The 26667-nt window shown below is 72.0% G+C and carries 22 protein-coding genes and 3 tRNA genes; 15 read left to right on the plus strand and 10 right to left on the minus strand.

All coding sequences use genetic code 11. The features are described 5' to 3' along the window. Window positions 1-31 precede the first annotated feature (31 nt). The 7 genes from gyrA (at window position 32) to ACFC1F_RS02410 (ending at window position 6441) form a co-directional block, all read left to right on the plus strand. Complete coding sequence (gene gyrA, locus ACFC1F_RS02380) at window positions 32-2638, plus strand: DNA gyrase subunit A (RefSeq protein WP_209415487.1); 2607 nt, start codon at window positions 32-34, stop codon at window positions 2636-2638. Window positions 2639-2788: 150 nt separating this feature from the next. Continuing rightward, entirely contained in the window at window positions 2789-3523 is a 735-nt protein-coding gene (locus ACFC1F_RS02385) for a DUF3566 domain-containing protein (protein ID WP_307853369.1), read from the plus strand. Between the two features lie 289 nt (window positions 3524-3812). Then, window positions 3813-5198, plus strand: a complete 1386-nt coding sequence (locus ACFC1F_RS02390; protein WP_376155074.1) for a class I SAM-dependent methyltransferase — start codon at window positions 3813-3815, stop codon at window positions 5196-5198. 16 nt (window positions 5199-5214) lie between these two features. Then, window positions 5215-5291, plus strand: a tRNA-Ile gene (locus ACFC1F_RS02395). Window positions 5292-5417: 126 nt separating this feature from the next. Beyond that, complete coding sequence (locus ACFC1F_RS02400; protein WP_376155075.1) at window positions 5418-5732, plus strand: DUF6191 domain-containing protein; 315 nt, start codon at window positions 5418-5420, stop codon at window positions 5730-5732. A 316-nt stretch (window positions 5733-6048) separates the two neighbouring features. Continuing rightward, window positions 6049-6177, plus strand: coding sequence for a DLW-39 family protein (locus ACFC1F_RS02405; RefSeq protein WP_014137031.1), 129 nt, complete (start codon window positions 6049-6051; stop codon window positions 6175-6177). Between the two features lie 191 nt (window positions 6178-6368). After that, a tRNA-Ala gene (locus tag ACFC1F_RS02410) sits at window positions 6369-6441 on the plus strand. An 89-nt stretch (window positions 6442-6530) separates the two neighbouring features. On the opposite strand, the gene ACFC1F_RS02415 is transcribed toward ACFC1F_RS02410, so the two are convergent. Beyond that, window positions 6531-7391, minus strand: coding sequence for a DUF5324 family protein (locus tag ACFC1F_RS02415; RefSeq protein WP_376155077.1), 861 nt, complete (start codon window positions 7389-7391; stop codon window positions 6531-6533). Between the two features lie 276 nt (window positions 7392-7667). Here ACFC1F_RS02415 and ACFC1F_RS02420 point away from each other — a divergent pair, with 276 nt between their 5' ends. After that, window positions 7668-8567, plus strand: coding sequence for a rhomboid family intramembrane serine protease (locus tag ACFC1F_RS02420; protein ID WP_376155078.1), 900 nt, complete (start codon window positions 7668-7670; stop codon window positions 8565-8567). Between the two features lie 330 nt (window positions 8568-8897). On the opposite strand, the gene crgA is transcribed toward ACFC1F_RS02420, so the two are convergent. Further along, window positions 8898-9149: a cell division protein CrgA gene (crgA, locus tag ACFC1F_RS02425; RefSeq protein WP_209415492.1), complete on the minus strand. Its 252-nt coding sequence runs from the start codon at window positions 9147-9149 to the stop codon at window positions 8898-8900. Between the two features lie 173 nt (window positions 9150-9322). Between crgA and ACFC1F_RS02430 the strand changes: the two genes are divergently transcribed. From ACFC1F_RS02430 to ACFC1F_RS02450, 5 genes are all read left to right on the plus strand, one after another. Next, window positions 9323-10084, plus strand: a complete 762-nt coding sequence (locus tag ACFC1F_RS02430) for a DUF881 domain-containing protein (protein WP_374106134.1) — start codon at window positions 9323-9325, stop codon at window positions 10082-10084. Between the two features lie 99 nt (window positions 10085-10183). Next, a complete protein-coding gene (locus tag ACFC1F_RS02435) occupies window positions 10184-10360 on the plus strand; it encodes a hypothetical protein (protein ID WP_174315663.1) in 177 nt (58 codons plus the stop codon). Between the two features lie 55 nt (window positions 10361-10415). Further along, a complete protein-coding gene (locus ACFC1F_RS02440) occupies window positions 10416-11078 on the plus strand; it encodes an aminodeoxychorismate/anthranilate synthase component II (protein WP_148643810.1) in 663 nt (220 codons plus the stop codon). A gap of 5 nt (window positions 11079-11083) precedes the next feature. Further along, a complete protein-coding gene (locus ACFC1F_RS02445; protein WP_376155081.1) occupies window positions 11084-12373 on the plus strand; it encodes a class E sortase in 1290 nt (429 codons plus the stop codon). Window positions 12374-12435: 62 nt separating this feature from the next. Next, window positions 12436-13269: a class E sortase gene (locus ACFC1F_RS02450; protein ID WP_376155083.1), complete on the plus strand. Its 834-nt coding sequence runs from the start codon at window positions 12436-12438 to the stop codon at window positions 13267-13269. 139 nt (window positions 13270-13408) lie between these two features. On the opposite strand, the gene pknB is transcribed toward ACFC1F_RS02450, so the two are convergent. The 6 genes from pknB to ACFC1F_RS02480 all read right to left on the minus strand — a co-directional run bounded on the left by pknB (window position 13409) and on the right by ACFC1F_RS02480 (window position 22036). Next, complete coding sequence (pknB, locus tag ACFC1F_RS02455; RefSeq protein ID WP_376155085.1) at window positions 13409-15547, minus strand: Stk1 family PASTA domain-containing Ser/Thr kinase; 2139 nt, start codon at window positions 15545-15547, stop codon at window positions 13409-13411. A 259-nt stretch (window positions 15548-15806) separates the two neighbouring features. Then, complete coding sequence (locus ACFC1F_RS02460) at window positions 15807-17264, minus strand: penicillin-binding protein 2 (protein WP_209415494.1); 1458 nt, start codon at window positions 17262-17264, stop codon at window positions 15807-15809. Beyond that, window positions 17261-18745, minus strand: a complete 1485-nt coding sequence (locus tag ACFC1F_RS02465; protein ID WP_148643807.1) for an FtsW/RodA/SpoVE family cell cycle protein — start codon at window positions 18743-18745, stop codon at window positions 17261-17263. The genes ACFC1F_RS02460 and ACFC1F_RS02465 overlap by 4 nt, the downstream gene beginning before the upstream one ends. Before the next feature lie 141 nt (window positions 18746-18886). Further along, a complete protein-coding gene (locus tag ACFC1F_RS02470; protein ID WP_376155088.1) occupies window positions 18887-20527 on the minus strand; it encodes a PP2C family protein-serine/threonine phosphatase in 1641 nt (546 codons plus the stop codon). Between the two features lie 53 nt (window positions 20528-20580). Then, entirely contained in the window at window positions 20581-21120 is a 540-nt protein-coding gene (locus ACFC1F_RS02475; RefSeq protein ID WP_209415496.1) for an FHA domain-containing protein, read from the minus strand. A 46-nt stretch (window positions 21121-21166) separates the two neighbouring features. Continuing rightward, on the minus strand, window positions 21167-22036 hold the full coding sequence (locus tag ACFC1F_RS02480) for a DUF3662 and FHA domain-containing protein (protein ID WP_148643804.1): 870 nt from the start codon (window positions 22034-22036) through the stop codon (window positions 21167-21169). A 419-nt stretch (window positions 22037-22455) separates the two neighbouring features. Here ACFC1F_RS02480 and ACFC1F_RS02485 point away from each other — a divergent pair. Continuing rightward, window positions 22456-22539, plus strand: a tRNA-Leu gene (locus ACFC1F_RS02485). Between the two features lie 139 nt (window positions 22540-22678). Here the strand turns inward: ACFC1F_RS02485 and ACFC1F_RS02490 are convergent. Then, window positions 22679-23821, minus strand: coding sequence for a sensor histidine kinase (locus ACFC1F_RS02490; protein WP_245205695.1), 1143 nt, complete (start codon window positions 23819-23821; stop codon window positions 22679-22681). After that, window positions 23818-24468, minus strand: a complete 651-nt coding sequence (locus tag ACFC1F_RS02495; protein WP_307853376.1) for a response regulator transcription factor — start codon at window positions 24466-24468, stop codon at window positions 23818-23820. The genes ACFC1F_RS02490 and ACFC1F_RS02495 overlap by 4 nt, the downstream gene beginning before the upstream one ends. A gap of 338 nt (window positions 24469-24806) precedes the next feature. On the opposite strand from ACFC1F_RS02495, the gene ACFC1F_RS02500 reads away from it, so the two are divergent. Then, window positions 24807-26630 (plus strand): phosphatidylglycerol lysyltransferase domain-containing protein, encoded by a 1824-nt coding sequence (locus tag ACFC1F_RS02500; protein WP_376155091.1) that lies wholly within the window; start codon window positions 24807-24809, stop codon window positions 26628-26630. Window positions 26631-26667: the final 37 nt, after the last annotated feature.

A 26667-nucleotide genomic window follows, 5' to 3' on the forward strand; every position in this document is an offset into this window, starting at 1 on the left:
CCAGTCACGCGTGAAAGGAAACTGACCACCAGTGGTCGACGACAACCGTCCCGACGGCGAGCAGCCGGACGCCGGCACCACCACGGACACCTTCGTCTCCCGGGTCGAGCCGATCGAGCTCGAGACCGAGATGCAGCGCTCCTACCTCGACTACGCGATGAGCGTGATCGTGAGCCGCGCGCTGCCCGAGGTCCGCGACGGCCTCAAGCCGGTGCACCGGCGCGTGCTCTACGCGATGTACGACGGCGGGTACCGCCCCGAGAAGGGCTACTACAAGTGCGCCCGCGTCGTCGGCGACGTCATGGGCAACTACCACCCGCACGGTGACACCTCGATCTACGACACCGTGGTCCGCCTGGCCCAGCCGTGGTCGCTGCGGATGCCGCTGGTGGACGGCAACGGCAACTTCGGCTCCCCGGGCAACGACCCGGCGGCGGCCATGCGCTACACCGAGTGCAAGATGATGCCGCTGGCCATGGAGATGATGCGCGACATCGACGAGGAGACCGTCGACTTCGCCGCCAACTACGACGGCCGCTCGCAGGAGCCCACCGTCCTGCCCGCGCGCATCCCCAACCTGCTGATCAACGGTGCCACCGGCATCGCGGTCGGCATGGCCACCAACATCCCGCCGCACAACCTCCGCGAGGTCGCCTCCGGTGCGCTCTGGGCGCTGGAGCACCCGGACGCCTCCAACGAGGAGCTGCTGGAGGCCCTGATCGAGCGGATCAAGGGCCCGGACTTCCCGACCGGCGCCCTGATCGTCGGCCGCCGCGGGATCGAGGAGGCGTACCGGACCGGGCGCGGCTCGATCACCATGCGCGCGGTGGTCGAGGTCGAGGAGATCCAGGGCCGCCAGTGCCTGGTGATCACCGAGCTGCCCTACCAGGTCAACCCGGACAACCTCGCCCTGAAGATCGCCGACCTGGTCAAGGACGGCAAGATCGCCGGCATCGCCGACGTCCGCGACGAGTCCTCCTCGCGCACCGGCCAGCGCCTGGTCATCGTGCTCAAGCGCGACGCCGTCGCCAAGGTCGTGCTGAACAACCTCTACAAGCACACCGACCTGCAGACCAACTTCGGCGCCAACATGCTGGCCCTGGTCGACGGCGTGCCGCGCACGCTCGCGCTGGACGCCTTCATCCGGCACTGGGTCAACCACCAGGTCGAGGTCATCGTCCGGCGCACCCGGTTCCGGCTGCGCAAGGCCGAGGAGCGCGCGCACATCCTGCGCGCCCTGCTCAAGGCGCTGGACATGATCGACGAGGTCATCGCGCTGATCCGGGCCTCCGAGTCGGCCGACGCGGCCCGCAGCGGCCTGATGAACCTGCTCACCATCGACGAGATCCAGGCCAACGCGATCCTGGAGATGCAGCTGCGCCGGCTGGCCGCCCTGGAGCGCCAGCGGATCATGGACGAGCACGACGAGCTGCAGCGCAAGATCGACGAGTACAACGCGATCCTCGCCTCCCCGGTCCGCCAGCGGGAGATCATCTCCGAGGAGCTCACCGCGATCGTCGAGAAGTACGGCGACGAGCGGCGCTCCACCCTCATCCCCTCCGACGGCGACCTCTCCATCGAGGACCTCATCGCCGAGGAGGACATCGTCGTCACGATCACCCGTGGCGGCTACGTCAAGCGGACCCGCTCCGACCTCTACCGCTCGCAGAAGCGCGGCGGCAAGGGCGTGCGCGGCGCCCAGCTGAAGCAGGACGACATCGTCGACCACTTCTTCGTGACGACGACGCACAACTGGATCCTGTTCTTCACCAACAAGGGCCGGGTCTACCGCGCCAAGGGCTACGAGCTGCCGGACGCCGGGCGCGACGCCCGCGGCCAGCACGTGGCCAACCTGCTGGCCTTCCAGCCGGAGGAGCACATCACCCAGGTGATGGCGGTGCGCACCTACGAGGACAAGCCGTACCTCGTCCTCGCCACCCGGGCCGGCCTGGTGAAGAAGTCCGCCCTGAAGGACTACGACTCCCCGCGCTCCGGCGGCCTGATCGCGATCAACCTGCGCCAGGACGAGCACGGCCGGGACGACGAGCTGATCGGTGCCGAGCTGGTCTCCGCCGAGGACGACCTGCTGCTGGTCTCCCGGAAGGCCCAGTCGATCCGGTTCACCGCGACCGACGACGCGCTGCGGCCCACCGGCCGCGCCACCTCCGGCGTCAAGGGCATGTCCTTCCGCGAGGACGACGAGCTGCTCTCGATGAACGTCGTCCGTCCGGGCACGTTCGTCTTCACCGCCACCGACGGCGGCTACGCCAAGCGCACCGGGGTGGACGAGTACCGTGTCCAGGGACGCGGCGGCTACGGCACCAAGGCGGCGAAGATCGTCGAGGGCCGGGGCTCGCTGGTCGGCGCGCTGGTGGTCGACGACACCGACGAGATCATGGCGATCACCCTGTCGGGTGGGGTGATCCGCACGAGGGTTTCCGAGGTTCGTGAAACCGGACGTGACACCATGGGCGTCCAACTGATCAACCTCGGAAAGCGCGACGCGGTCGTGGGCATGGCCCGCAACGCGGAGGCCGAGGACGAGGAGTCGCTGGAGGACGAGGTCGCAGGCACCGAGTCCCCCGAGGTGGCCGAGGGTACGGAGACGGTCGCCGGCGGCGAGGACGCCCAGGCCTGAGCCGAACCGTGGGCCGGTGTCGCAGCGTCGAGAAGGATGGGCGCGGCGGCACCGGCCGCCGACCAGTTCCGGGCAATCCCGCCGGGCGCTGGATGACGAGTGACGACGCAGGACGGTGTTGCCGTCCTGGTGGGAAGTGCGGGAGGACCAGTGAGTGGAGCCACGGGTGCTGCGGGAGGAGCCACCGGCGGCCGTCCGGGCGCAGCACAGGGCGGCGGGGGCTACGGGGTGCCGCAGCCGCCGGCCGAGCACCCGGCTTCGTCCACCTCGCTGATGCCACCGGTCGGTGCGGCGGGTCAGGGCGGCGGGGCGACGTACGGCGGCCAGCCGGCCACGCCCCCGCCGTCGGCGGGCGGGTTCTCGCAGCCGACCACGTACGCCAAGGGGCAGCCGACGCCGCCCCGGGGTACCCGGGTGAGCGGTAACACCCCGCCCGGCGGCACGCCGGTCCCCGGCGGTGCCCCGCGCCGTCCGGCCGCCGCGCCGGCCGCGGCCGGGCCGGGCCTGGGCCGGACCCGCAAGGCCCGGCTGCGGATCACCAAGGCCGACCCGTGGTCGGTCATGAAGGTCAGCTTCCTGCTGTCGGTGGCGGTCGGGATCATCATCATCGTGGCGGCCGCCGTGCTGTGGATGACGCTGGACTCGCTCGGGGTCTTCGACTCGCTGACCAAGACCCTCAAGGAGGTCACCGCCGGCGAGGCCCCCAACAGCGGCATCAACCTGATGGACTACGTCGGGTTCGGCAAGGTGATGACCTTCACCTCGCTGATCGCCGTGGTCGACGTGGTGCTGCTGACCGCGCTCTCCACGCTCTCGGCGTTCATCTACAACGCCGCGGCCGGCTTCACCGGCGGCATCGAGCTGACCCTGGCCGAGGAGGACTGACCTCCGGCCGGGAGGAGCCGTTTCCGGCCACCGTGGCCGGTGGCTGACCCCCGGTCAGGAATTCCCCGGTGTACGGAATGAGCGGGCCCCGCAGGCTGTTCCAGCCTGCGGGGCCCGTCGGCGTTCGGGTGACAGCCGACCCCCGCGGCGTGCCGCCCGGATCGGCGTCCGCCACGGTGGGATTTGCTGGGTGCGCTCGTGTCGAGTTTCCGAGTGCCGCAGGCCGCCCCCCGGTCCGAACGGCCGGGGAGGGCACGGCTGTGCAGGTACGGCTGGACGGAGGCGCGCGATGGCTCAGCTCGCAAGGCAACTGGTCGAGGCCCTGGAAGGGCTCCTGGGGGTCCCGGTGCCACTGCGGGTGCAGGTCTGGGACGGCAGCACGGCCGGGCCGCCGGGGGCGCCCACCGTCGTGCTGCGCAACCGCCGCGCGCTGCGCCGCCTGCTCTGGCAGCCGGGTGAGCTGGGCCTGGCCCGGGCCTACGTCTCGGGCGACCTGGAGGTCGCGCCCGGGACCGACCTCTACGAGGTGCTGACGGCGGTCGCGCACTTCTCCGAGCGCCCCGAGATCCGGCTGCTCCGGCTGGGCCCGGCCGACGTGCTCGGCCCCAAGGGCCGCGCGGTGCTGCGGGCCCTGCTGCGGGCCGGTGCGCTGGGCCCGCAGCCCACCCCGCCGCCGGAGGAGGCCGGGGCGGTCCAGGGGCGGCTGCACAGCCGCAGCCGGGACCGCGCGGCCATCAGCCACCACTACGACGTCGGGAACGACTTCTACGGCCTCGTCCTGGGCCCGTCGATGGTGTACTCCTGCGCGTACTGGGCGCCCGCCGCGAAGAGCCTGGAGGCGGCGCAGGAGGCCAAGCTCGACCTCATCTGCCGCAAGCTCGGCCTGCGGCCGGGGATGCGGCTCCTGGACGTCGGCTGCGGCTGGGGCTCGCTGGTGCTGCACGCGGCCGCGCACTACGGCGTCACGGCGGTCGGCGTCTCCATCTCCGAGGAGCAGGTGGCGCTGGCCCGCCGGCGGGTCGAGGAGGCCGGCCTCGCCGACCGGGTGGAGATCCGCCTCCAGGACTACCGGGAGGTCCCGGACGGCCCGTTCGACGCGATCTCCAGCGTCGGCATGGCCGAGCACGTCGGCACCGAGCAGTACCGGGTCTACGCCGCGGGTCTGTACCGGCTGCTGGTGCCCGGGGGCCGCCTGCTCAACCACCAGATCGCCCGCCGTCCCAACCACCCCGGTGAGCCGTACCGCCCCAGCCCGTTCATCGACCGTTACGTCTTCCCTGACGGCGAGCTCTCCCCCGTCGGTTCCACGGTGGCCCGGCTGGAGGAGGCCGGCTTCGAGGTGCGCGACGTCGAGTCGCTGCGCGAGCACTACGGGCTGACCCTGCGCGAGTGGGTGGCCAACCTGGAGGTGCGCTGGACGGAGGCCGTCCGGCTGGTCGGCCGCGGCCGGGCCCGGGTCTGGCGGCTCTACATGGCGGCCTCCGCGCTCGCCTTCGAGGAGAACCGGATCGGCGTGAACCAGATCCTCGCCGTCCGCACCGGCCCCGAGGGCGCCGCCCGTCTCCCCGCCACCCGCGAGGAGTGGCTGCTCCGCCCCGCCACCGCCCCTCACCAGCAGACCCCTGCCGCGAGCCCCGCCGGACCGGATTTTGGAGATCGGCCGTCGGTCCGCTAATCTTTCAGTGCGGCAAGGGCCTATAGCTCAGACGGTTAGAGCGCTTCCCTGATAAGGAAGAGGCCACAGGTTCAAGTCCTGTTAGGCCCACCACCGCGAAGGGCCCGGAGCGATCTCGCTCCGGGCCCTTCGGCGTTCCCGGGGTCCCGGAGGAACTGCGTGCCGTGCCCGGGAGTTCTCCGGTTGTGGGGGCGGACGGGCACGGCGGGCGGTGACGGCATGGCGTTGTTCTGGGCGATGAGCATTCCCGGGCTGGTCTGCGCGCTGGTCGTGCTGGCCTTCGTCGACCAGACGGCACTGTGGGCGCGGAAGTCGCGCTGGATCCCGTGGCGGGGAACGGGCCGGGAGGGGCAGGTCTCGGCGACCGGGTTCGAGCAGCTGCACGCGCAGTTCGCGGCGGGCAAGCAGCACGAGCTCGACGAGCGGCGCAGCACCCTGATGCTGCGCGACGAGGAGGGCGAGGGGGCGCCGCCGAGGACCAGGGTGGACCTGGCGGCCGGTACCGCCGTGGTGGTGCCGCCGGCGCGGGGCTAGCCGCCGGGGGCCGGCGCGGGCCTGCGCGGGCCGGTGGACGACCTGTGCGGGGCGGGCCGGGGACGCCGTCGGGCCCGGCTCGGGCCGGGCCGACCGTACGACAGAAGGTGCGGCGTCAATCCTTCGGCCGGACCGGTCGGTTGGAGGCAGCGGCGGCTGGTCACGATTGGGACACCGGTGTGTATCATCGGCCGCAAGGGCAGTCTGGCACCCGGCAGCCCGTTCGTGCTCGTAACAAATCATGGACTCGTCGGCCCGGCCATCCGGTCGGAGCACGGCTGTTGAGTCCGCTACGCAAGAAGGACGAGGTCCCGCGGTGAAGAAGCTTCTCCTGGTCGCCCTGGTCGCCCTCGGCGGCTTCTTTGTCTACCGTCAGGTCCAGGCGGACCGCGCCGAGCAGGACCTGTGGACCGAGGCCACCGACCCGGTCCCGGCCGGTCGCTGAGGACCCGGACGATCTGACGATCGACGATCTTCGGAGGCGCCGCACGGCGTCTCCCGGGTCGGCCGGCCCGGTCGGGTGACCGGGGCGGCCGGCTTTCCCGGCACCGTCGGGGCGTGAGGTTCCGGGGAGGGCGTGGGATTCCCGCCGGAACCCGGTACGCTAGTGCCCGACGGTGCGCACAGTGCCGTCGAGGGGCTTTAGCTCAGTTGGTAGAGCGCTGCCTTTGCAAGGCAGATGTCAGGAGTTCGAGTCTCCTAAGCTCCACAGTGGAACAGCCGATCGGCCGCCGACCTGAATCCGGGTCAGCGGCCGATCGGCGTTTTCGGGTGTGCGGGACGCCCGGGGCGGGCCGGTCAGTGCGGCTTGCGCGGGTCGTGCGGCTTGGGGCGGTCGTCGTCGGGGGCGGGCTTGCCGGGCGGCGGGCCGGGCTTGGGGGCGGTGGTGCCCGCCTCCGCGTGGGGGCCGGCGGCGTCGGACCCGGCGCCCGAGCCGTTCATCTGGGCGTCGGTCTGGCCGGCGCTGCCCGAGGCGTGGGCGCCGGAGTTGCGGGACGTGGTGGCCGTGGCGCCGGTGGCCGCGGGCCGCTCGGGGGCCGGGGGCTCGACCAGCCACTCGGGGTTGCTGTGGTGGCGCCACCACTGCCAGGCCACGATGCCGCTGCCGATCGCGAGGGCGCCGGCGACCGCCAGGCCGGTGGCCCAGCCGCTGCGGTGCTCCCTCCTGGCGTTCCGGGCGGCGAGCTCGCTGATCTCGGCGGAGGTGACGTTGCCGTGCAGGGCGGTCAGCGCGGCGGCGCCGCGGGTCTGGGCCTCCACCGCCACGGGGACGACGGTGGCGCGGGCCTCCTCGACGGCCTGGACGACCCTGGGGCCGATCGTGGTCCGGGCCTGGTCGGTGGCGCGCGCCGCGGAGAGCCGGGCGGCCAGGGCGGCCTCCTGGGCGCGGTGCAGGGCCTTGAGGGCGTTCTGCTGGGCCTCGGGCGGCAGGCTGGCGAAGGCGTGACCGAGCTGCGGGGCGACGTGCTTGACGTACTGGACGCGGGCGCTGTGGGCGGCGTGGGCGGCCTTCGGCCCGACCGCGTCCAGGGCGGGGCCCAGCCGCTGCTTCGCGCCGTCCGCGAGGTGCACCGCGGTCACCTTGGCGGTCACGGCGTAGGGCGCGAGGGTGTCCCGGGTCTTTCCGGCCGTCTCACGAGCTGAGTCCAAACGGGTCACGAGTCTCTCCTCCTGGGTGGCGTCCTATATGCACATATCCACCTGAATGCTGATCATGCATGGTGATTTGTCCCGCAGCACTCCGGGATGGGCCGTACGCGGGGCGGTGCGGGCGGAGGGAGGCCGGGGGCGGCGCCGAAGGAGACCGGTACGGCGACGGGGGCCGGGGCCGCCCGGGGCCGATCCCGTCGCAGTACGCTGGCGATGCCGGTGTACCCCGTTCGGCGGGGCGCCGCCGGGATTGCGTAGCAGGCGTGCGAGAAGGGGAAACCGCTGATGCTCCCGGACGAGCCCAGGCCGCCGACGGACCGGACCCCGGGGCCCGGGGGAGGCCTGGCGCACTGCTACCGGCACCCCGGGCAGGAGACGGGCATCGGCTGTTCCCGCTGCGGCCGGCCGATCTGCCCGCAGTGCATGGTGAGCGCCTCGGTGGGCTTCCACTGCCCGGAGTGCGTCCAGGGCGCCAACCGCGAGGTCCGGCAGGCCACCACCCGGTTCGGCGGGCAGCTGACCGCGGACGGCGCGCTGGTCACCAAGGCCCTGATCGGGGTCAACCTGGTGGTCTTCGTCCTCGCCGCCTACGTGCTCAAGCCGTGGCTGTCCGAGGACCTCTCGCTGTTCAGCGTGGGCCCGCAGATCACCGGGTTCCCGTACGGCGTCGCGGCCGGACCGGACCAGTGGTACCGGCTGCTGACCGCGACCTTCCTGCACGTCGAGCCCTGGCACATCGCCACCAACATGGTGATGCTCTGGGTGATCGGCCCGCCCCTGGAGGCTGCCCTCGGACGGGTCCGCTTCCTGGCGGTCTACCTGGTCTCGGGCCTGGCCGGCAGCGCGTTCGCCTTCCTGCTGGCCGGCGGGTTCATGAACTCGCTGGGTGCCTCCGGCGCCATCTTCGGCCTGCTCGGCGCCACCGTGGTGATGTACAAGCGGACCAGGATGCCGCTCGGCCCGGTGGTCGCGCTGCTGGTCTTCAACCTGATCGTCACCTTCTCGGTGAGCGGCATCGACTGGCGCGCGCACCTCGGCGGGCTGATCGCCGGGACGCTCACCGCGATCGGCCTGATGTACGCCCCGCAGGCCCGCAGGCTGCCCGTCCAGACGGTGACGGTGGCCGCGATGGCGGGCCTGGTGCTGGCGATGGTCCTGGTCGGGATGGCCCGCTACGGCGGGTGACGCGCCCGGACGTTTGTCCACAGCGGGTGGGAAGTCGTGCACAGCCAGTTGGGCGAGTGCCCTGTGGACTGCTGTTCTACGCGTGTCCTGCTGTGCCTATTCGGCATTCGGGGGACGGCGCGCGGGGGTGTGGAAAGGGCGCGCGGCGCAGGTTATCCACAGGCCGGGAGGACTTTTCCCCAGTGTGGATAACCATGTGGATAAGCGCGATAAGCGGGATAACCGGATGGTGGAACTCCGGGCGCACGGCCGCGTCCGGGCACACCGCAGCGCCGCCCCGGGCGGAAGTCCTCCCGGGGCGGCGCTCGCGCGCTCAGGGCTGGAGCCCCGTCACTTCCACTGGGTGGAGACGCCGAACCCCGCCGCGATGAAGCCGAAGCCCACCAGGATGTTCCAGTTGTGCCAGCTCTCGACCGGCCAGCTGCCACTGGTCACGTAGTAGGTGACGATCCACACCAGTCCGACCAGGAACAGGGCCAGCATCAGGGGGGCAACCCAACTGCGGCCCGTGCTGATCTTCACCGCGGCGGCCGTGGTCGGCGGGGTGTAATCGGACTTCTTGCGGAGTCGAGACTTCGGCACGAGGAGCTCTCCTGTCGATGCGCTGTGAGACCGCGCAGGGGTTCAGCGGGGGTCGGGCGGCCGGCGATGGCGGTTGTGGAGAACGCTATGGGGACCGCCCCCGCACGTGCCACCGGCGTCCGTTAGCGTAGTGGCTCGGCGGGTCCGAAGGAGATAAGGGTACGGTGACTAATTTGTCGATTCCCCCTCGGCCTGCCGGTAGTCGCTCCTCCGGCACCCGAATTGTCGGCCGTGCCCTGACCTGCGCCGTTTTCGCGCTCGCCGGACTGCTCTTCTACATCAGCGCGCAGACCGCCCGCGGGACCGACCTGCGCACCGACAACTCGCTGCTCAGCCTCAGCGACGTGATACGCCAGCGCAGCGCGCAGAACCAGCAGTCCCAGGCGCAGCTCGCCGATCTCCAGGCCCGCTCGCAGGAGCTCACCGAGCAGCAGGGCGGCAACCCCGCCGACGTCTCCCGGCAGGACGCGCTCCGGCAGGGCGCCGCGCTGGAGCCGCTCCAGGGGCCCGGCCTCACCGTGACCCTCAACGACGCCCCGCCGAACGCCACCGCGCGCATCCCCGGGGTGCCCGAGCCCGGCGTCAACGACCTGGTCATCCACCAGCAGGACATCCAGGCGGTCGTCAACGCGCTCTGGCGGGGCGGCGCGGAGGGCGTGCAGGTGATGGACCAGCGGCTGATCTCCACCAGTGCCGTCCGCTGCGTCGGCAACACCCTGCTGCTGCAGGGCCGCGTCTACTCGCCGCCCTACGTGGTGAAGGCCGTCGGGAGGACGGACGCGCTGCGGACGGCGGTCGAGGCGGACCCGACGATCCGCAACTACCTGCAGTACGTGCAGGCGTACGGGCTGGGCTGGAAGGTCCAGGAGAGCGGCGACCTCACCGTGCCCGGCTACTCCGGCACCGCCGACCTGCGCTCGGCGGGCGGCCAGTAGCGCGCGCCCCGCGCTCGGGTGCCAGTGCGGGAAGCCCGCCCCGCGGCCCCGGATCACGGGTCTACTCTTGACCCCAGTCTGTTACGTCGAGGGAGCACCATGTACGGCTGGATCTGGCGTCACCTTCCGGGGAACACCCTGGTCCGGGCCTTCATCTCGCTGCTCCTCGTCCTGGGGCTGGTCTACCTCCTCTTCACGTACGTCTTCCCGTGGGCGGAACCGCTGCTCCCCTTCGGCGACGTCACAGTGGACGGCGGCGACGGCGCCGCGGGCTGACCCGGCGGCACTGCTCCTCCTCCCAGCCCCCGCATCCCACGGAGATAGCGCGCGAATGACCACCCAGCCGAGCCAGCCCCGCATCCTGGTCGTCGACAACTACGACAGCTTCGTCTTCAACCTGGTCCAGTACCTCTACCAGCTCGGCGCCACCTGCGAGGTGGTGCGCAACGACGAGGTGACGGTCGAACACGCGGTGCGCCGCGACGGCGGGACGGGCTTCGACGGGGTGCTGCTCTCCCCCGGGCCCGGTGCGCCGGAGGAGGCCGGGGTCTGCATCGAGATGGTGCACCACTGCGCGGGCATCGGGCTGCCGGTCTTCGGCGTCTGCCTGGGCCTGCAGTCGATCGCCGTCGCGTACGGCGCGGTGGTCGGCCGGGCGCCCGAGCTGCTGCACGGCAAGACCTCGCTGGTGGACCACGAGGACGGCGGGGTCTTCGAGGGCCTGCCCTCGCCGCTCACCGCGACCCGGTACCACTCGCTGGCGGTCGAGCCGGCCACCGTGCCGGACGAGCTGGTGGTCACCGCCCGGACCGGGAGCGGCGTGATCATGGGCCTGCGGCACCGTGAACTGCCGGTCGAGGGAGTGCAGTTCCACCCGGAGTCGGTGCTCACCGAGGGCGGGCACCGGATGCTGGCCAACTGGCTGGCCGAGTGCGGCGATCCGCAGGCCGTCGGCCGTTCGGCCGGGCTCGCCCCGGTGATCGGCCGGGGCTGAGCGGCGTGACCGCGGTGCGTCCGGAGGGGCGTTACCAGTCGGGGGCGGGCCCGCACGAGGGCGGCCGGTACGGCCACTCCCAGGGCCACGGCGGCCCGTACGGGCCGGAGAACCCGCAGTACGGCGGGCCCGGGGCCGACCGGCAGCACCAGCAGGACGGCCAGTTCCAGCAGGGGGGCCGGCAGGGCGGCCAACAGGGGGGCCAGTACCGGCAGGACGGCCAGTACGAGCAGTACGACCCCTACCAGGCGCAGCAGCCCGCCCAGGGCGGGGCCGAGGACGGCTGGGGCGTCTACGAGCAGGCCGGGCCGCCCGGGCGGCCCCAGGAGCCCCTGGAGCCCCGTCAGGACGGCTCGGGAGGCCCCGACGCGGCCGGGGGGCCCGACGGCCCCGGTCAGCCCGAGTACCCCTGGCTGGCCGACCAGACGCTCCAGCTGCGGCTCCTGCCGGCCTCCGCCGGTGCGGCCGGGCCGCCGACCGGCGGCCGGGCGGAGCGTCGGCGGGCCGCGCAGGGCCGGATGGCGGTGCGTTCGGGCGGCGGTCGACGCCGCGCGAGCGGCCGGGCCGGCGCCGGGGGAGCGGCACGCCCCAAGGAGTCGGTGGCCGTGGTGGCCGCCCGGTTCGTCGGCGAGCTCTGCATCACGCTCGGCCTGGTGATGCTGCTGTTCGTCTCCTACCAGCTCTGGTGGACCAACGTGCAGGCCGACGCGGCCGCCGACGGCGCCCGCAACCAGCTGGAGCAGCAGTTCGGCTCCCCCCAGCCGGCGCCCGGCGCGTCCGGGCAGCCGGCGCCGGACCCGGCCAAGCCCGAGACCTTCGAGCCCGGCAAGGGCTTCGCGATCGTCTACCTGCCGAAGCTGGGCCTGAAGTTCCCGATCGCCGAGGGCACCTCCAAGTCGGCGGTGCTCGACAAGGGCCTGGTGGGCCACTACACCGGTACCGGGATGCCGGCCGACAAGACCGGCAACTTCGCGCTCGCCGCGCACCGCAACACCCACGGCGAGCCGTTCCGGCACATCAACCAGCTCACCAAGGGCGACAAGGTCGTGGTGGAGACCGCGACCGCGTACTACACGTACGAGGTCACCGGCGGCATCCCGGAGACCCCGCCGTCCAACGTGAGCGTGATCAAGCCGGTGCCCAACGGCTCCGGGTACAACCAGCCCGGCCGGTACATCACGCTGACCACCTGCACGCCGGAGTTCAGTTCCAAGGCCCGGCTGATCGTCTTTGGCAAGATGATCGAGGAACGGCCGCGGAGCCAGGGCAAGCCGGCCGGGCTCACGGCCGGCTAGCGGCAGCGCGGTGCGGCGGCGGACGGCCGCCGCACCGGTGGACAGGGACGAGGGGGAGCACAGTGACCCAGGACGCGACGGCGCAACCGGTGGCCGAAGAGGCCTTCCCGCCACCGCCTCCCCCGCCCCGCGGCCGGGCCCGCGGCCGCGCGCTGGCCGCGCTGGGGGTCTTCGGCGAGCTGCTGATCACCCTCGGCCTGGTGCTGGGCCTGTTCGTCGCGTACTCGCTCTGGTGGACCAACGTGCAGGCCGACGCCTCCGCGGACCGGGCCGCCGACCGGCTGCGCAGCTCCTGGGCGGCCGGCCCCACCGCCGCTCCCACCACTCCCGCCGCTCCTGTCCCGGCCTCCCCGGGGGCGACGGCGTCCCCCGGCGCCACGGGAACGCCGGGCCCGGCCTACGCCGCGGGTGAGGGCGTCGGGTTCCTGCACGTCCCGGCGATGGGCCGGGACTACCAGGTGCTGATCCGGATGGGCACCGACACCGACACCCTGGCCGAAGGCGTCGCCGGGGTGTACGAGCAGCCGTACCGCGCGGCGATGCCGTGGGACGAGACCGGCAACTTCGCCCTGGCCGCGCACCGGGACGGCCACGGGGCGAAGTTCCACGACCTGGACGCCGTCCACAAGGGCGACGCGATCGTGGTCGAGACCAAGGACAAGTGGTACGTCTACAAGGTCGACAACACCCTGCCGGAGACGTCCAAGTACGACACCGGCATCGTGGCGCCCGTCCCCAAGGGCTCGGGCTACCAGGGCCCGGGCCGGTACATCACGCTGACGACCTGCACGCCGGTCTACACCTCGCGCTACCGGATGGCCGTCTGGGGCAGCCTGGTGCGGGTCGACGAGATGGACGCCAAGCGGACACCCCCGCCGGAGCTGCGCCACTCCTGAGCGCCCGCCGGAGCCGCGCCACTTGAGCACCCGCCGGAGCCGCGCCGCTCTCCCGAGCACCTGTGGGAACGCCCGAGGGCCCGTCGCAATCGCTGCGACGGGCCCTCGGGCGTTGCCTCAGAGCCAGGGGAACCAGGGCTTAGTTGTTTCCCCCTTTGGGGAGGGTGGTGGATGGGGTGGGGGTGTCCCCTTTGGCAGGCTCCGCCGGCTTGGTCATCAGGATCACCTGCGTGTTCGGGTCCAGCTGGGTGCCCGCCGGCGGGTTGGTGCCCAGAACCACCGAGTTCGGGTCCTGCGGGCCGACGACGCTGTAGCCGAGGCCGGCCTTCCCCAGCTTCTCGATCGCGTCCTGGAGCTTCTGGTTCTGCAGCGGCGGAACGGTGGCCTTGTCCGGCGCCTTGAGGACGGTCAGGACGATCTTCGCGTTGGCCGGGGCCTTGCTGTTGGCCGGGACCGACTGCGAGAGGACGGTGTTGACCTTGGTCGGGTCGTTGGTCGTCGCGGTCTTCGAGGCGTCGACCTGGAAGCCGGCGCTCTCCAGCGTGGCCTGCGCGGCCTCCTTCTGCTGGCCGACCACGTTGGGCACGGTGACCTTGGTCTTGCCCTGCGACACGGTGAGCTTGACCGGAGCGGTCGGGTCACCGGGCGCGCTGGCCGCCGGGTCCTGGGCGGTGACCGTCTCCTGCGGAGCGGTGTCGTCGTCCTTGTACTCGGTGGTGACGTTGGTGAAGCCGGCGTCGGCGAGCGCCTTGGTGGCCTGGTCCTTGGTCTTGCCGACCACGTTCGGCACGTTCGCCTTGGCCGGGCCGGAGGAGAGCTGCACCGTGATCACGGCGCTCTCGGCGACCTGGTTGCCGGCCGTCGGGGTCTGGGTGCAGACCTGGTCCTTCTTGACGGCGGCGTCCGGGCAGGCGATCTTCTCGCCCTCGGTCACCACCAGCTTGGGACCGGCCTGCTGGGCCGCGGTCTTGGCGTCCGCCAGGCTCTTGCCGACCAGGTTCGGCGCCGTGACCTTGGGCGCGTCCTTCTTCTCGTCCTTCTTGTCGCTGAACATCGCCTGGGCGACGAAGAAGGTGCCGACCAGGACCAGCACGGCGGCGACCGCCAGAACGATCCAGGAGGTGTTGCTCTTCTTCGGCGGCTCCTCGCCGCGCCGGCCGCCGCGGCCGTAGCCGTCGTCGTAGCCGTCGTTGCCGCCGCCCTGCCCGCCGGCGTAGGTCTGGCCGTAGCCGTCGTCCGGGTAGCCGGGCTGCTGGCCGTAGCCGGGCTGGCCGCCGGCCTGCGGCAGCACCGTGGTGGGGCCGCCGGGCTGCTGCTGCGGCAGCACGTTGGTCTGGCCGTACGGGTCGTGCTGCTGCGGGTAGCCGTTCTGGTCGTAGCCGTACCCGGCCCCGGCGCCCATGCCGTACGCGGCGGCCTGCTGGGCGGCGGCCACCGGCAGGCCGTCGAGGAAGCGCTCGATGTCGTCGCGCATCTCGTCGGCGCTCTGGTACCGGTAGTCGCGGTCCTTGGCGAGCGCCTTCAGCACGATCGCGTCGATCTCGGGGCGGACCTCGGGGTCGAAGGCGGACGGCGGCTGCGCCTCCTCCCGGACGTGCTGGTACGCCACCGCGACCGGCGAGTCGCCGACGAACGGCGGGCGCACGGTCAGCAGCTCGTACAGCAGGCAGCCGGTGGAGTAGAGGTCCGAGCGGGCGTCGACCTGCTCGCCCTTGGCCTGCTCGGGGGAGAGGTACTGGGCGGTGCCGATGACGGCGGATGTCTGCGTCATGGTCATGCCGGCGTCGCCCATCGCCCGCGCGATGCCGAAGTCCATGACCTTGACGTTGCCCTGCCGGGTCAGCATGACGTTGGCGGGCTTGATGTCGCGGTGCACGATGCCGGCCCGGTGCGAGTACTCCAGGGCCTGGAGGATGCCGATGGTCATCTCCAGCGCGCGCTCCGGCAGCAGCCGGCGGCCGGAGTGCAGCAGCTCGCGCAGGGTCGACCCCTCGACGTACTCCATCACGATGTACGGGATGGAGATTCCGTCGATGTAGTCCTCGCCGGTGTCGTACACGGCGACGATCGCGGGGTGGTTCAGCGACGCCGCCGACTGTGCCTCACGACGGAAGCGGGCCTGGAAGGACGGATCGCGGGCCATGTCGGCCCGGAGCGTCTTCACTGCGACGGAACGGCCGAGCCGGGTGTCATGGGCGAGGTACACCTCGGCCATGCCGCCGCGTCCGAGGACGCCGCCGAGCTCGTACCTGCCGCCTAGGCGGCGAGGCTCTTCCATAGTTCCGACCCTCTCCCTCACCCGCCGGTGAGGTTGTGACGTAGGTGTCCCCGCACGCTCCGAGTGACGCCGGCCCGGCCCCGGGTGGTTCTGCGATCAGGACCCTGTGACGCCTCGCGGGCGGCAACGGGCACACCCGCTGCTTGCGGATACGCTACCGCCCGGACCGCGCCGGACCGGAGTCGGCCGTCGGCCGATACCAGACCGGTATCCGGACGGGGGTGCCGATCGTGACATTCCACTCAGTCGCGGCCGCTCCCTACTTGCCGAGTGCGGCCTGCATCACCGCCTTGGCGACCGGTGCGGCCAGCCGGCCGCCGCTGATGCCGTCACGGTTGTTGGAGCCGTCCTCGACCACGACCGCCACCGCGACGGACTGGCCGTCGGCGGTCTTGGCGTACGAGGTGAACCAGGCGAACGGCAGTCCGGAGTTGTCCTCGCCGTGCTGCGCGGTTCCGGTCTTGCCGCCGACGGTCAGGCCCGGGATCCGGGCGTTCTTGCCGGTGCCGTTCTCCACGACCGAGACCATCATGTCCTGGAGCTTCTGCGCGGTCGCCGGGCTGATCGGCTGCGAGAACTGCTTCTCGGTGTGCTTAGAAATGGTGGTCAGCGAGGCCGAGCGCTCCTGGTCGACCAGGTACGGCTGCATCAGCGAGCCGTTGTTGGCGATGGCGGCGGAGACCATGGCCATCTGCAGCGGGGTGGCCCGGGTGTCGTGCTGGCCGATCGAGTCCAGCGCGACCCCGTCCGGGGTGGAGTTGGTCGGGAAGACGCTCTTCTCGGAGCGGACCGGGGTGTCCACCGTGCTGTTGAAGCCGAACTTCTCGGCCTGCGCCCGCATCTTCTCCTTGCCGAGCTCGGCGCCGATCTTGCCGTACACGGTGTTGCACGACCAGTCCATGGCGACCTTGACCGTGGCGTTCTCGCAGGGCTCGTTGTCGCTCTCGTTCTTCAGCTCGGTCTTGGTGCCAGGCAGGAGGTACGACTTCGGGGTCTGCGTCTGGTCGTCGACGTTCTGGAACACGCCGTTCTCGAACGCCGCCGCCGCGGTGACCAGCTTGAACGTCGAGCCGGGCGGGTACGTCTCGCGCAGCGCGCGGTTGAGCATCGGCTTGTTCGGGTCGGCGTTGAGGTCCGTCCAGGCCTTGGAGTCGGCCGACTCGCTGCCGGCGAAGACCCCGGGGTCGTAGGACGGGGTCGAGACCAGCGCCAGGATCGCCCCGGTGCGCGGGTCGAGGGCGACCACCGCGCCCTTCTTGTTGCCGAGGCCGTCGAAGGCCGCCTTCTGGGCCTTGGCGTTGATCGTCGTGACGACGTCGCCGCCCTTCTTCTGCTCCCCGGTCAGCATGTCCAGGGTGTTGCGGAAGAACAGCCGGTCGTCGGTGCCGGAGAGGATGCCGTCCGAAAGCTGCTCCAGCTGGCTGGAGCCGAAGGACTGCGAGGAGTACCCGGTCACCGGCGCGTACATCGGGCCGTCGACCCAGGAGCGCTTGTACTTGTAGCGCAGGCCGTTGACGAAGTCGGACTGGGTGATCGGCTGCCCGCCGACGATGATGTTGCCACGCGGGTGGGCGTACCGGTCGTAGACCTGGCGCTTGTTGTTCTTGTTGGTGGCCCAGGCGTCGGCCTGGACGCCCTGCACCCAGTTGGTGCGCACCATGAGGGCCAGGATCAGGACGAGGCAGAAGATCGAGACCCGGCGGATCGGCTTGTTCACGAGACGGGTCCCCCCTGGAGCTCGGGCGTCGGGGCGGGTTCCACCCCGGGTCGGCGGGCGCTGTCGCTGATCTTCAGCAGGATCGCGACGAGGGCCCAGTTGGCGACCACCGAGGACCCGCCCTGGGCGAGGAACGGCATGGTCATACCGGTCAGCGGGATCAGGCCGGTGACACCGCCCGCCACCACGAAGACCTGGAGCGCCATGGCCGAGGAGAGGCCGACGGCGAACAGCTTCCCGAACGGGTCGCGGGCGGCGACCGCGGTGCGCAGGCCGCGCTGGACCAGCAGGCCGTAGAGCATGAAGATCGCCATCAGGCCGGTGAGCCCCAGCTCCTCGCCGAAGGAGCCGAGGATGAAGTCGCTCTTGGCGGCGAAGTCGATCAGCCAGGAGCGGCCCTGGCCGAGGCCGGAGCCGGTCACCCCGCCGGAGCCCAGCGCCATCAGCGACTGGCCGATCTGCTCGGTCGAGCCCGGTGGCGGTTTGGGCGAGAAGGCGGCCATCGGGTCGAGCCAGGCGTCGATGCGGGTCTTCACGTGGCTGGCCGTGGAGGCGACCAGGGTGGCGCCGCCGACGGACATCAGCAGGCCGAAGATGATCCAGCTGGTCCGCTCGGTGGCGACGTAGAGCATCACCACGAAGAGGCCGAAGTACAGGAAGGACGAGCCGAGGTCGTTCTCGAAAATCAGGATCAGCAGGCTGAGCAGCCAGATCACGATGATCGGCCCGAGGTCGCGGCCGCGCGGCAGGTAGAGGCCCATGAAGCGGCGGCTGGCCAGGGCCAGGGCGTCGCGCTTCACCATCAGGTAGCCGGCGAAGAAGACGGTCAGGATGATCTTGGCGAACTCGCCGGGCTGGATGGAGAAGGCGCCCATCCGGATCCAGATCTTGGCGCCGAAGTCCTCCTTGCGGGCCGGGAAGAAGGCCGGCGCCGCGAGCAGCACCAGGGCAGCCGCCATCGAGATGTAGGTGTAGCGCTGGAGGACCCGGTGGTCCTTCAGGAAGATCATCACGAAGATGAAGAACGCCACCCCGAGGCCCGACCACATCAGCTGGTTGGCGGCCGCGGGGTAGTTGTTGTGCAGCAGCTTCCCGGCCTTGTCGAGCCGCCAGATCATCACCACGCCGAGCCCGTTGAGCAGGGTGGCGATGGGCAGCATCAGCGGGTCCGCGTACGGCGCGAAGCGGCGCATCAGCAGGTGGGCGATCAGTGCCAGCGCGCCCATGCCGAGGCCGTAGCCGAGCATGCCGGCGGGCAGCGAGTCGTCCATCGCCAGGCCCACGTTGGCGTACGCCAGGACCGGCAGCACCACCGCGAAGGCCAGCATCGCCAGCTCGGTGTTGCGCCGGTTGGGCGTGCCCTGGGGGGAGATGGTGGTGTTGCCCCGGCGCCGGGAGGACGCGCGGTCGGCCGGAACGTTCCCGGCCCGGCGGTCACCGGACCGGTTGTCCGAGCCGCTGCTCACGTCGGAGGTGCTCATGCGCCCACCCCGATCCGCTCGGCAGGGGTCTGTGACCGCACGCGCCCATCGTTGATTCGCTCGCTTCGCTTGCTCACTTGGTGGCCGCTCCCTGACGGCCGGCAGGCCCGCTCCGGGCGGGCCTATGTCGGGTCGCGGCCGTCACGGCTTCGGGCAGGAGTCGGCCCTCTGCCGCTCCTCGTCGCTGAGACCGGGCAGGTCGCTCTGCGGCCCGGTGGCCGGAGCGGCGGCGCTCTGGCTGGGGGCAGCCGCGCTCGGGGTCGGTGTCGGGGTGGGGGTGGAGGTCGCGCTGGGCGCGGCCGCCGGTCCCCGGACGGTGGCGGAGGGGCTGGGCGTGCTGGCCGTCACGAACCCGACGTGCGCCACCGCCGCGGCGGGCGTGGCGCCCGGCTGCCCGGTGGTCGGGGTGCCGGGGGCCTGGTTGGCCGCGCCGGCCCGGATGTCGGCGACCTTGTGGCAGAACGCGGCCTGTTCGCCGAGCTTCTTCGCCTTGTCGTCGGCGTCGCCGAAGCTGCTGGCCGAGATGGTGTTGGTGACGTGGGTGCGCTGGTCCTGCGGCAGGTACTTGAGTTCGACGTCCTTGTACGACGTGTGCACCGAGGACAGGCTGAGGCCGGCCAGGCTCTGGTTGAGGCCCTGGTAGACCGCGACGTGGTCGCCGTCCACACCGACGTAGTACTGGTCCTGGGTCCACTGGTAGCCGAAGAACCCGGCGCCGCCGAGCAGGCCCAGGGTGACCAGGGCGACCATCGAGAGCTTGAGCGCCTTGCCCTTGCGCTTCGGCCGCTCCTCGTCGTCGAACTCCTCGGTGCCGTACACCGGGGGCTCGCCCGCGCCGTAGCCCTCGGCCGGGCCGAAGCCGGCCGGGGCCGCACCGTAGCCGTCGTAGCCCTCGGCGGGGCCGAAGGCACCCTGCGGGGAGCGCCCGAGGCCGGCCGCCCGGCCCGCCGGGGTGTCGCGGATCGACCGGTCGGTGGCGGCCGAGGACGGCGGGGTCTCGGCGACCGCGCCGACCACCACGGGGACGTCGTTGAACTGGCCGCTCAGGGTGTCCGTGACGCCGACGTCGATGACGTCCGCCACGATGCAGGTGATGTTGTCCGGGCCACCGCCGCGCAGCGCGAGCTGGATCAGCTCCTGCACGGTCTGCTCGGGGGAGTAGAAGCTCCCGAGGGTGTCCTGGAGGGTCTGGTGGCTCACCGGGCCGGAGAGGCCGTCGGAGCAGATCAGGTAGCGGTCGCCGGCCCGGACCTCGCGGATCGACAGGTCGGGCTCGACCTGGCCGCGGCCGTCCAGCGCGCGCATCAGCAGCGAGCGCTGCGGGTGCGTCTCGGCCTCCTCGGGCGTGATCCGCCCCTCGTCGACCAGCCGCTGCACCCAGGTGTGGTCCTGGGTGATCTGCACCAGCGAACCGTCCCGCAGCAGGTACGCGCGGGAGTCGCCGACGTGCACCAGGCCCATCCGCTGCCCGGTCCAGAGCATCGCGGTGAGGGTGCAGCCCATGCCCTCCAGCTGCGGGTCCTCCTCGACCATCTGCCGGAGGCGGTCGTTGGCGCCCTGGACGGCGTCGCCGAGCAGGGTCAGCAGGTCGGCGCCGGGCACGTCCTCGTCCAGGCGGACGATCGAGCCGAGCACCTCGGAGGAAGCGACCTCGCCGGCCGCGGCGCCGCCCATGCCGTCGGCCACGGCCAGCAGCCGCGGCCCGGCATAGCCGGAATCCTCGTTCCCCTCCCGGATCAGCCCCTTGTGGGAGCCGGCGGCGAAGCGCAGCACCAGGGTCATGCGACCTGAGCCCCCCTCTGGGTCATGGACGGGATGCTGTCCCTCATGCGCTACTACTTCCGCAGTTCGATGACGGTCCTGCCGATACGGATCGGCATGCCAGGCTGGAGCGGCGTCGGCGCCGTGAGGCGCTGCCGGTCCAGATAGGTGCCGTTGGTGGAGCCTAGATCCTCGACCGTCCACTGCCCAGTCTGATCCGGATAGATCCTGGCATGCCGGGAGGACGCGTAGTCGTCGTCCAGCACGATGGTGGAGTCGTGCGCGCGGCCCAGAGTGATGGTCTGGCCCTGCAGCGCGACGGTGGTTCCGGCCAGCGATCCCGCCACCACGACCAGCTGGGTCGGGGCGCCACGGCGGCGCCCGCCGCCCTGGGTCTGCTGCGCCGCGGGGGCACCGGACGGGCCCTGCGGGGCGCGCCCGGGTGCGGGGGTCGGCGCAGCGGCCGCCGTGGCGGCACCGCCGCGGCGGGAGGACCGGGGGTTCACCCTGGTCCCGAACAGGTCACTGCGGATCACCTGGACCGCGACGATGACGAACAGCCACAGCACGGCGAGGAAGCCCAGCCGCATGACCGTGAGGGTCAGTTCTGACATGGCCGGCCCGCCCCTGTGTGAGCGAAGCGCGCGAACAAATCGGACACTACCCTTCGACCTGTCGGTAGACGATGGTGGTGGAGCCCACGACGATTCGAGAGCCGTCGCGGAGCGTAGCGCGCTGGGTGTGCTGTCCGTCCACCACGATGCCGTTCGTGGACCCCAGGTCGAGCACCATCGAAGGCGTTCCGGGCCGGATCTCGGCGTGCTTGCGGGAGACCCCGGGGTCGTCGATCCGCACGTCGGCCTCGGTGGAGCGGCCGAGCACGCAGGCGTTCCCGGTGATCTGGTGACGGGTGCCGTTCACCTCGATCCAGCGGCGGACCGAGGTGCCGTGGCCGGCGCCCGGGAACGGGCGGACGTTGCCGCCGGCGGGGGCGGGCGGGCCCGGGGGCATGGCGGGGGGTGCGGCCGGGGGCGGGGGCGCGGCGTAGGGGGCGGCGCCCTGCTGCTGCCACGGCGCGCCGGGGGCCGGGGCGGCCGGCGGGCGGCCGTAGCCGCCGCCCTGGGTCGGCTGCGCCGGGGCCTGCTGCTGCGGCTCCTCGGCGGCCAGGGTGCGGCTGCGCACCCGGTACAGGCCGGTGTCCAGGTCGTCGGCCTTCTCCAGGTTCACCTGGAGCGTGCCCATGAAGGTGTACCGCTGGGCCTCCGCGTACTCGCGGACCATGCCGGCGAGCTCGCTGCCCAGCTGGCCGGAGTAGGGGCTCAGGCGCTCGAAGTCGTGCGGGCTCAGCTCGACGATGAAGTCGTTGGGCACGACGGTGCGGTCGCGGTTCCAGATGCTCGCGTTGTTGTCGCACTCGCGCTGCAGCGCACCGGCGATCTCCACGGGCTGGACCTCGGACTTGAACACCTTGGCGAAGGTGCCGTTGACGAGACCCTCAAGTCGCTGCTCGAACTTCTTCAGCACTCCCATGGGGCACCCCCTTCCAGGGTTCGTTCGCCTGCCTGCCGACCGGATTCCGGGAAGAGCCCGGTCGCGCCTACTTGCGGTACTTCCGTACTGATCGTATCCACGCCGGGGCCATCCGTACGGTTCCCCGACCGTGTGGTGACCGGGGGTGGGCTCGGACACACAGGGTGACGCATCCCGGCGACAACATGCCAGGGCTACCCGCCGGAAGGGGCCGCCATCCCTCGCTCGCCTGTTCGCCGGGCATCCGTTCGGATGCGCTCGGCCTCCCCCGGAAACGGATTCGGAGGTGACCCGCAGGTCGTGCTACTGTTTTCCACGTCGGAAGGGGCGCCCGCAAGGGAGCCGGATCGAAGAACCGCGAAGGCCACATGGTACCGAGCGGGTCGGCTGATCGGCTGGCAACCACGACAAACACCCATGCGCGGGTGGCGGAATAGGCAGACGCGCTGGATTCAGGTTCCAGTGCCCGAAAGGGCGTGGGGGTTCAACTCCCCCCTCGCGCACAGCGAAGCCCCGCAGATCTTCGGATCTGCGGGGCTTTCTCGTTCTCCGGCGGGACTCGGCGGGACTCGGGAACCCGGGGAACCCGGGCCCGTGCGCCGGCCCCGGGGGCTCCGGAGCCGGCGGTCTTCGCCGGGGGCCTCAGCCCCGGCTGGCGGGGAGGTCCGCGCGGACCTCGAAGCCGCCGTCGGCGGTCGGCCCGGCGGTCAGGGTGCCGCCGAGCAGCTGGGCGCGCTCGCGCAGGCCGACCAGGCCGTGGCCGCCGCCCGGCAGGATCTCGGCGGGCAGGCCCGGCGGGGCGTCGTTGCGGACCTCGACCCGCAGCCGGCGGCCCCGGGACCGGACCTTCACGTGCACGGCGGCTTCCGGGGCGTACTTGGTGATGTTGGTGAGCGCCTCCTGGACGGTGCGGTAGGCGGCCCGCTCGACCGCCTCCGGCCACGGCCGGTCACCGGGGGACAGTTCGGCCTCGGCGGCCAGGCCGCTCTCCTCGATCAGCCGGGGCAGGTCGGCCAGCCGGGGCTGCGGGGCCAGCGGGGCGTCCGGGCGCGGGGAGGCGGCCCGCAGCACCCCGACCATCTGCCGCAGCTCGTCGAGGGTGCGCACGGAGAGCTCCCGGATCGTCCGGGCGGTGGCCACGGCGGCCGGGTCGGTGGTGCTGACCTGGAGCGCACCGGCCTGGATGCTGATCAGGCTGACCTGGTGCGAGACCACGTCGTGCATCTCCCGGGCGAGCCGGCCGCGCTCGCTGACCAGCACCCGCTCGGCGAGCAGCCGGCTCTCCCGCTCCTGGCCGCGGGTCAGTTCGTCCAGCCGGGCCGCCAGCTCCCGCCTGGTCCGGGAGAGCAGTCCGGTGGCGGCCGGGCCGGCCGCCAGCATCACGGACTGGATGGCGTACAGCGCGGTCTCCCGGCCGAGCGTGAAGTTCTGCTCGGAGAGCGGCCAGTGGAAGAACTCGACCAGGGCGAAGAGGGTCGCGCAGGGCACCACCACGCGCGGGGCGGGGCGCTCGGCGGCCACGGTGTAGACGGCGGTTATCGGCGCGAGCCAGATGTCGTCGAAGTAGCTGCCGGGCATGGTCAGCAGCAGCACGGTGACCGGGAAGCGTCGGCGCCAGAGCAGGACGACGGCGGCGAGCACGGAGAGCAGCACCTGCCACCAGGGTGCGTCCCGGGCCACCAGCGCGGCGTCCACCAGGGAGTAGAGGGCCGGCAGGAGCAGCATCAGCCACGGTGCGGTGAGCCAGGCCGGCCACCGTCTGGCGGGGAGCGGTTCGGTCGTCATGCCCCGTCGCCGGGCTTCGGCCGGACCAGACCGGCCCGGTGGGCGATGACGGCGGCCTGCACCCGGTTGGCGGCGCCGAGCTTGCCGAGGATCGCGCTGATGTGGTCCTTGACGGTGCCGGTGCCGAGGAAGAGGCGGTCGGCGATCTCGGCGTTGGACAGGCCCTCCCCGAGCAGCGCCAGCACGTCGAGTTCGCGGCCGGTGAGGGTGCGGGCCAGTGTGGCGGCCTCGGCGTCCGGTCCGCCGCCGTCCACGTAACCGCCGATCACGGTGCGGGTGACGGTCGGGGAGAGGATGTTGCCGCCGGCCGCGAGCACCCGGACGGCGTGCACCAGCTGCTCCGGGGCGGTGTCCTTGAGCAGGAAGCCGGACGCGCCGGCGCGCAGCGCGGTGCCGATGTACTCGTCGGTGTCGAAGGTGGTGAGCATCGCCACCGCCGGCGGGTCGGGAAGGGCGCGCAGCCGGCGCAGCACGGAGATTCCGTCCAGGTCGGGCATCCGGATGTCGAGCAGCACCACGTGCGGGCGCAGGCGCTGGACGCACTGCTCGGCCTGGCCGCCGGAGCAGTCGCCGACCACGTCCAGGTCGGGGGCGGAACCGACGATGAGGCCGAGGCCGGAGCGGACCAGGATCTCGTCGTCCACGATCAGCACGCGGGTGGTGGTGATGGTCCCTCCTCGGTTCGGGCGGCCGGGCGGGCCGGTCCGCTCGATGCAGTCTCGCTGAGCTGTTTCGAGACTAGGGCGTGACGGCCCGGGGTGCCGAAACGCGTACGGCCGGGACCCCCGCCGTTCGGCGGGGGTCGGAATCGGCTACCTGGTTCACGCAATTCTCACCCTGGGTGGGGAACCATGGTGTTGGCTGCCCCTTTGCGGTTCTTCGGCCGCGGTGTCGGGCCGCTGCCCAGTCCGCCGGGCCTGTGCGGGCGCCCGGCGCCGGGCCGTGTGCGGATGCGCCCCACCACCTGATCGTTTGGAATTGAGCTGTGTCGTCCACTGTGAAGCCGGAGCCGTCCGCCGAGCCCGGATCCGCCGCGCTGAGCGAGCGCTGGCGGCCGCGGGCCGCCGCGGCCACCGTCTGGTACCTGCGGCTGCTGGCCCTGCTGAACCTGGTGACGGTGTTGCTGGCGCCGTTCCGGAACCAGGTGACCGAGCACAACGAGGGCGAGTACTTCACCCCGTACCTGCTGACCGCCGGCCTGAGCAGCGCGGTGCTGTCGGTGTTCCTGGCGATCGCGATGCGGCGACGCAAGCGGGCCGCGTGGATCTTCAACACGGCGCTGGCCGGGCTCTTCGCGGTGCTCTACCTGATCGCCATGGTGCTGCCCGGCGAGCGGTTCAACCACCACGTGCTGAACTACGTCTCCACCGTGCTGACCTGCCTGTTCGTGCTGGCACTGCTGGTCGGGCGGAAGGAGTTCACCTCCAAGGGCGACAGCTCCAACCCGAAGACCGCGGCCGCCACCTTCGTCGGCGGCCTGGCCCTCGGCGGCCTGCTCGGCTCGCTGCTGGTCTGGCTGACCAACGACCTCACCGGCGCCCGGTTCTGGGACTACTTCCGCTACTCGGTCGGCCGGATGATCACCATCACGCCGTCCCAGCACCTGCGCTCGGTGATCGACGCGCCGACCTGGGTGAACGCCGTCATCAACGCGATGGGCGCGGTGCTCTTCCTGCTGGTGCTCTACGTGGCGTTCCGCAGCCCGAAGGACAAGGAGCTGCTGACCGCCGAGGACGAGGAGAGGCTGCGCGGGCTGCTCGACAAGCAGGGCGAGCGGGACTCGCTCGGCTACTTCGCGCTGCGCCGGGACAAGGCCGTGGTCTTCTCCCCCAGCGGCAAGGCGGCGGTGACCTACCGGGTGGTCGGCGGTGTCTCGCTGGCCTCGGGCGACCCGATCGGGGACCCGGAGGCCTGGCCGGGCGCGATCGACGCCTGGCTGTCCGAGGCCCGCGAGCACGCCTGGGCGCCGGCCGTGATGGGCGCCTCCGAGGAGGCCGGGGTGATCTACGCCCGGCACGGGCTGGACGCGCTGGAGCTGGGCGACGAGGCGATCGTCGAGCTGGACGAGTTCTCGCTGGACGGCCGGGCGATGCGGGTGGTCCGCCAGGCGTACAACCGGGTCAAGCGGGCCGGGTACACCGTGCGGATCCGCCGGCACGAGGCCATCCCGGAGGCGGAGATGGCCGAGCTGGTGGCCAAGGCCGACCAGTGGCGCGACGGGGCGACCGAGCGCGGTTTCTCGATGGCGCTGGGCCGGCTCGGCGACCCGGGCGACGGGCGCTGCGTGATGCTGGAGTGCCACGACGGGGACGGCGAGCTGAAGGCGCTGCTCAGCTTCGTGCCGTGGGGCGCGGACGGGCTCTCGCTGGACCTCATGCGCCGGGCCCGGGACACCGAGAACGGGCTGATGGAGTTCATGGTGATCGAACTCCTCCAGCGGGCGGAGGAGGTCGGACTGGCCCGGGTGTCGCTGAACTTCGCGATGTTCCGCTCCGTTTTCGAGCGTGGTTCGAAACTCGGCGCGGGGCCGGTGCTCCGGCTCTGGCGCTCGGTGCTGGGCTTCTTCTCCCGCTGGTGGCAGATCGAATCGCTGTACCGGGCCAACGCCAAGTACCGGCCGATCTGGGAGCCGCGCTACCTGCTCTTCGAGAAGAGCAGCGAGATTCCGCGGATCGGCATCGCCAGTGCGCGCGCGGAGGGCTTCATCACCGCGCCGAGCCTGCCCGCCCTGTTCCGTCGTCGGCACTCCGGAGCCGCGGTCGTCGCCGCTCCCCGGGTGCCGGTGACGGCGCGGGACGGGAAGGGGTAGTCCCTCCGCCGGGGGGCGGAGGGTGCCGGTCGTCCGG

The sequence above is a fragment of the Kitasatospora sp. NPDC056181 genome (genome assembly GCF_042266225.1).
Lineage (GTDB): Bacteria > Actinomycetota > Actinomycetes > Streptomycetales > Streptomycetaceae > Kitasatospora.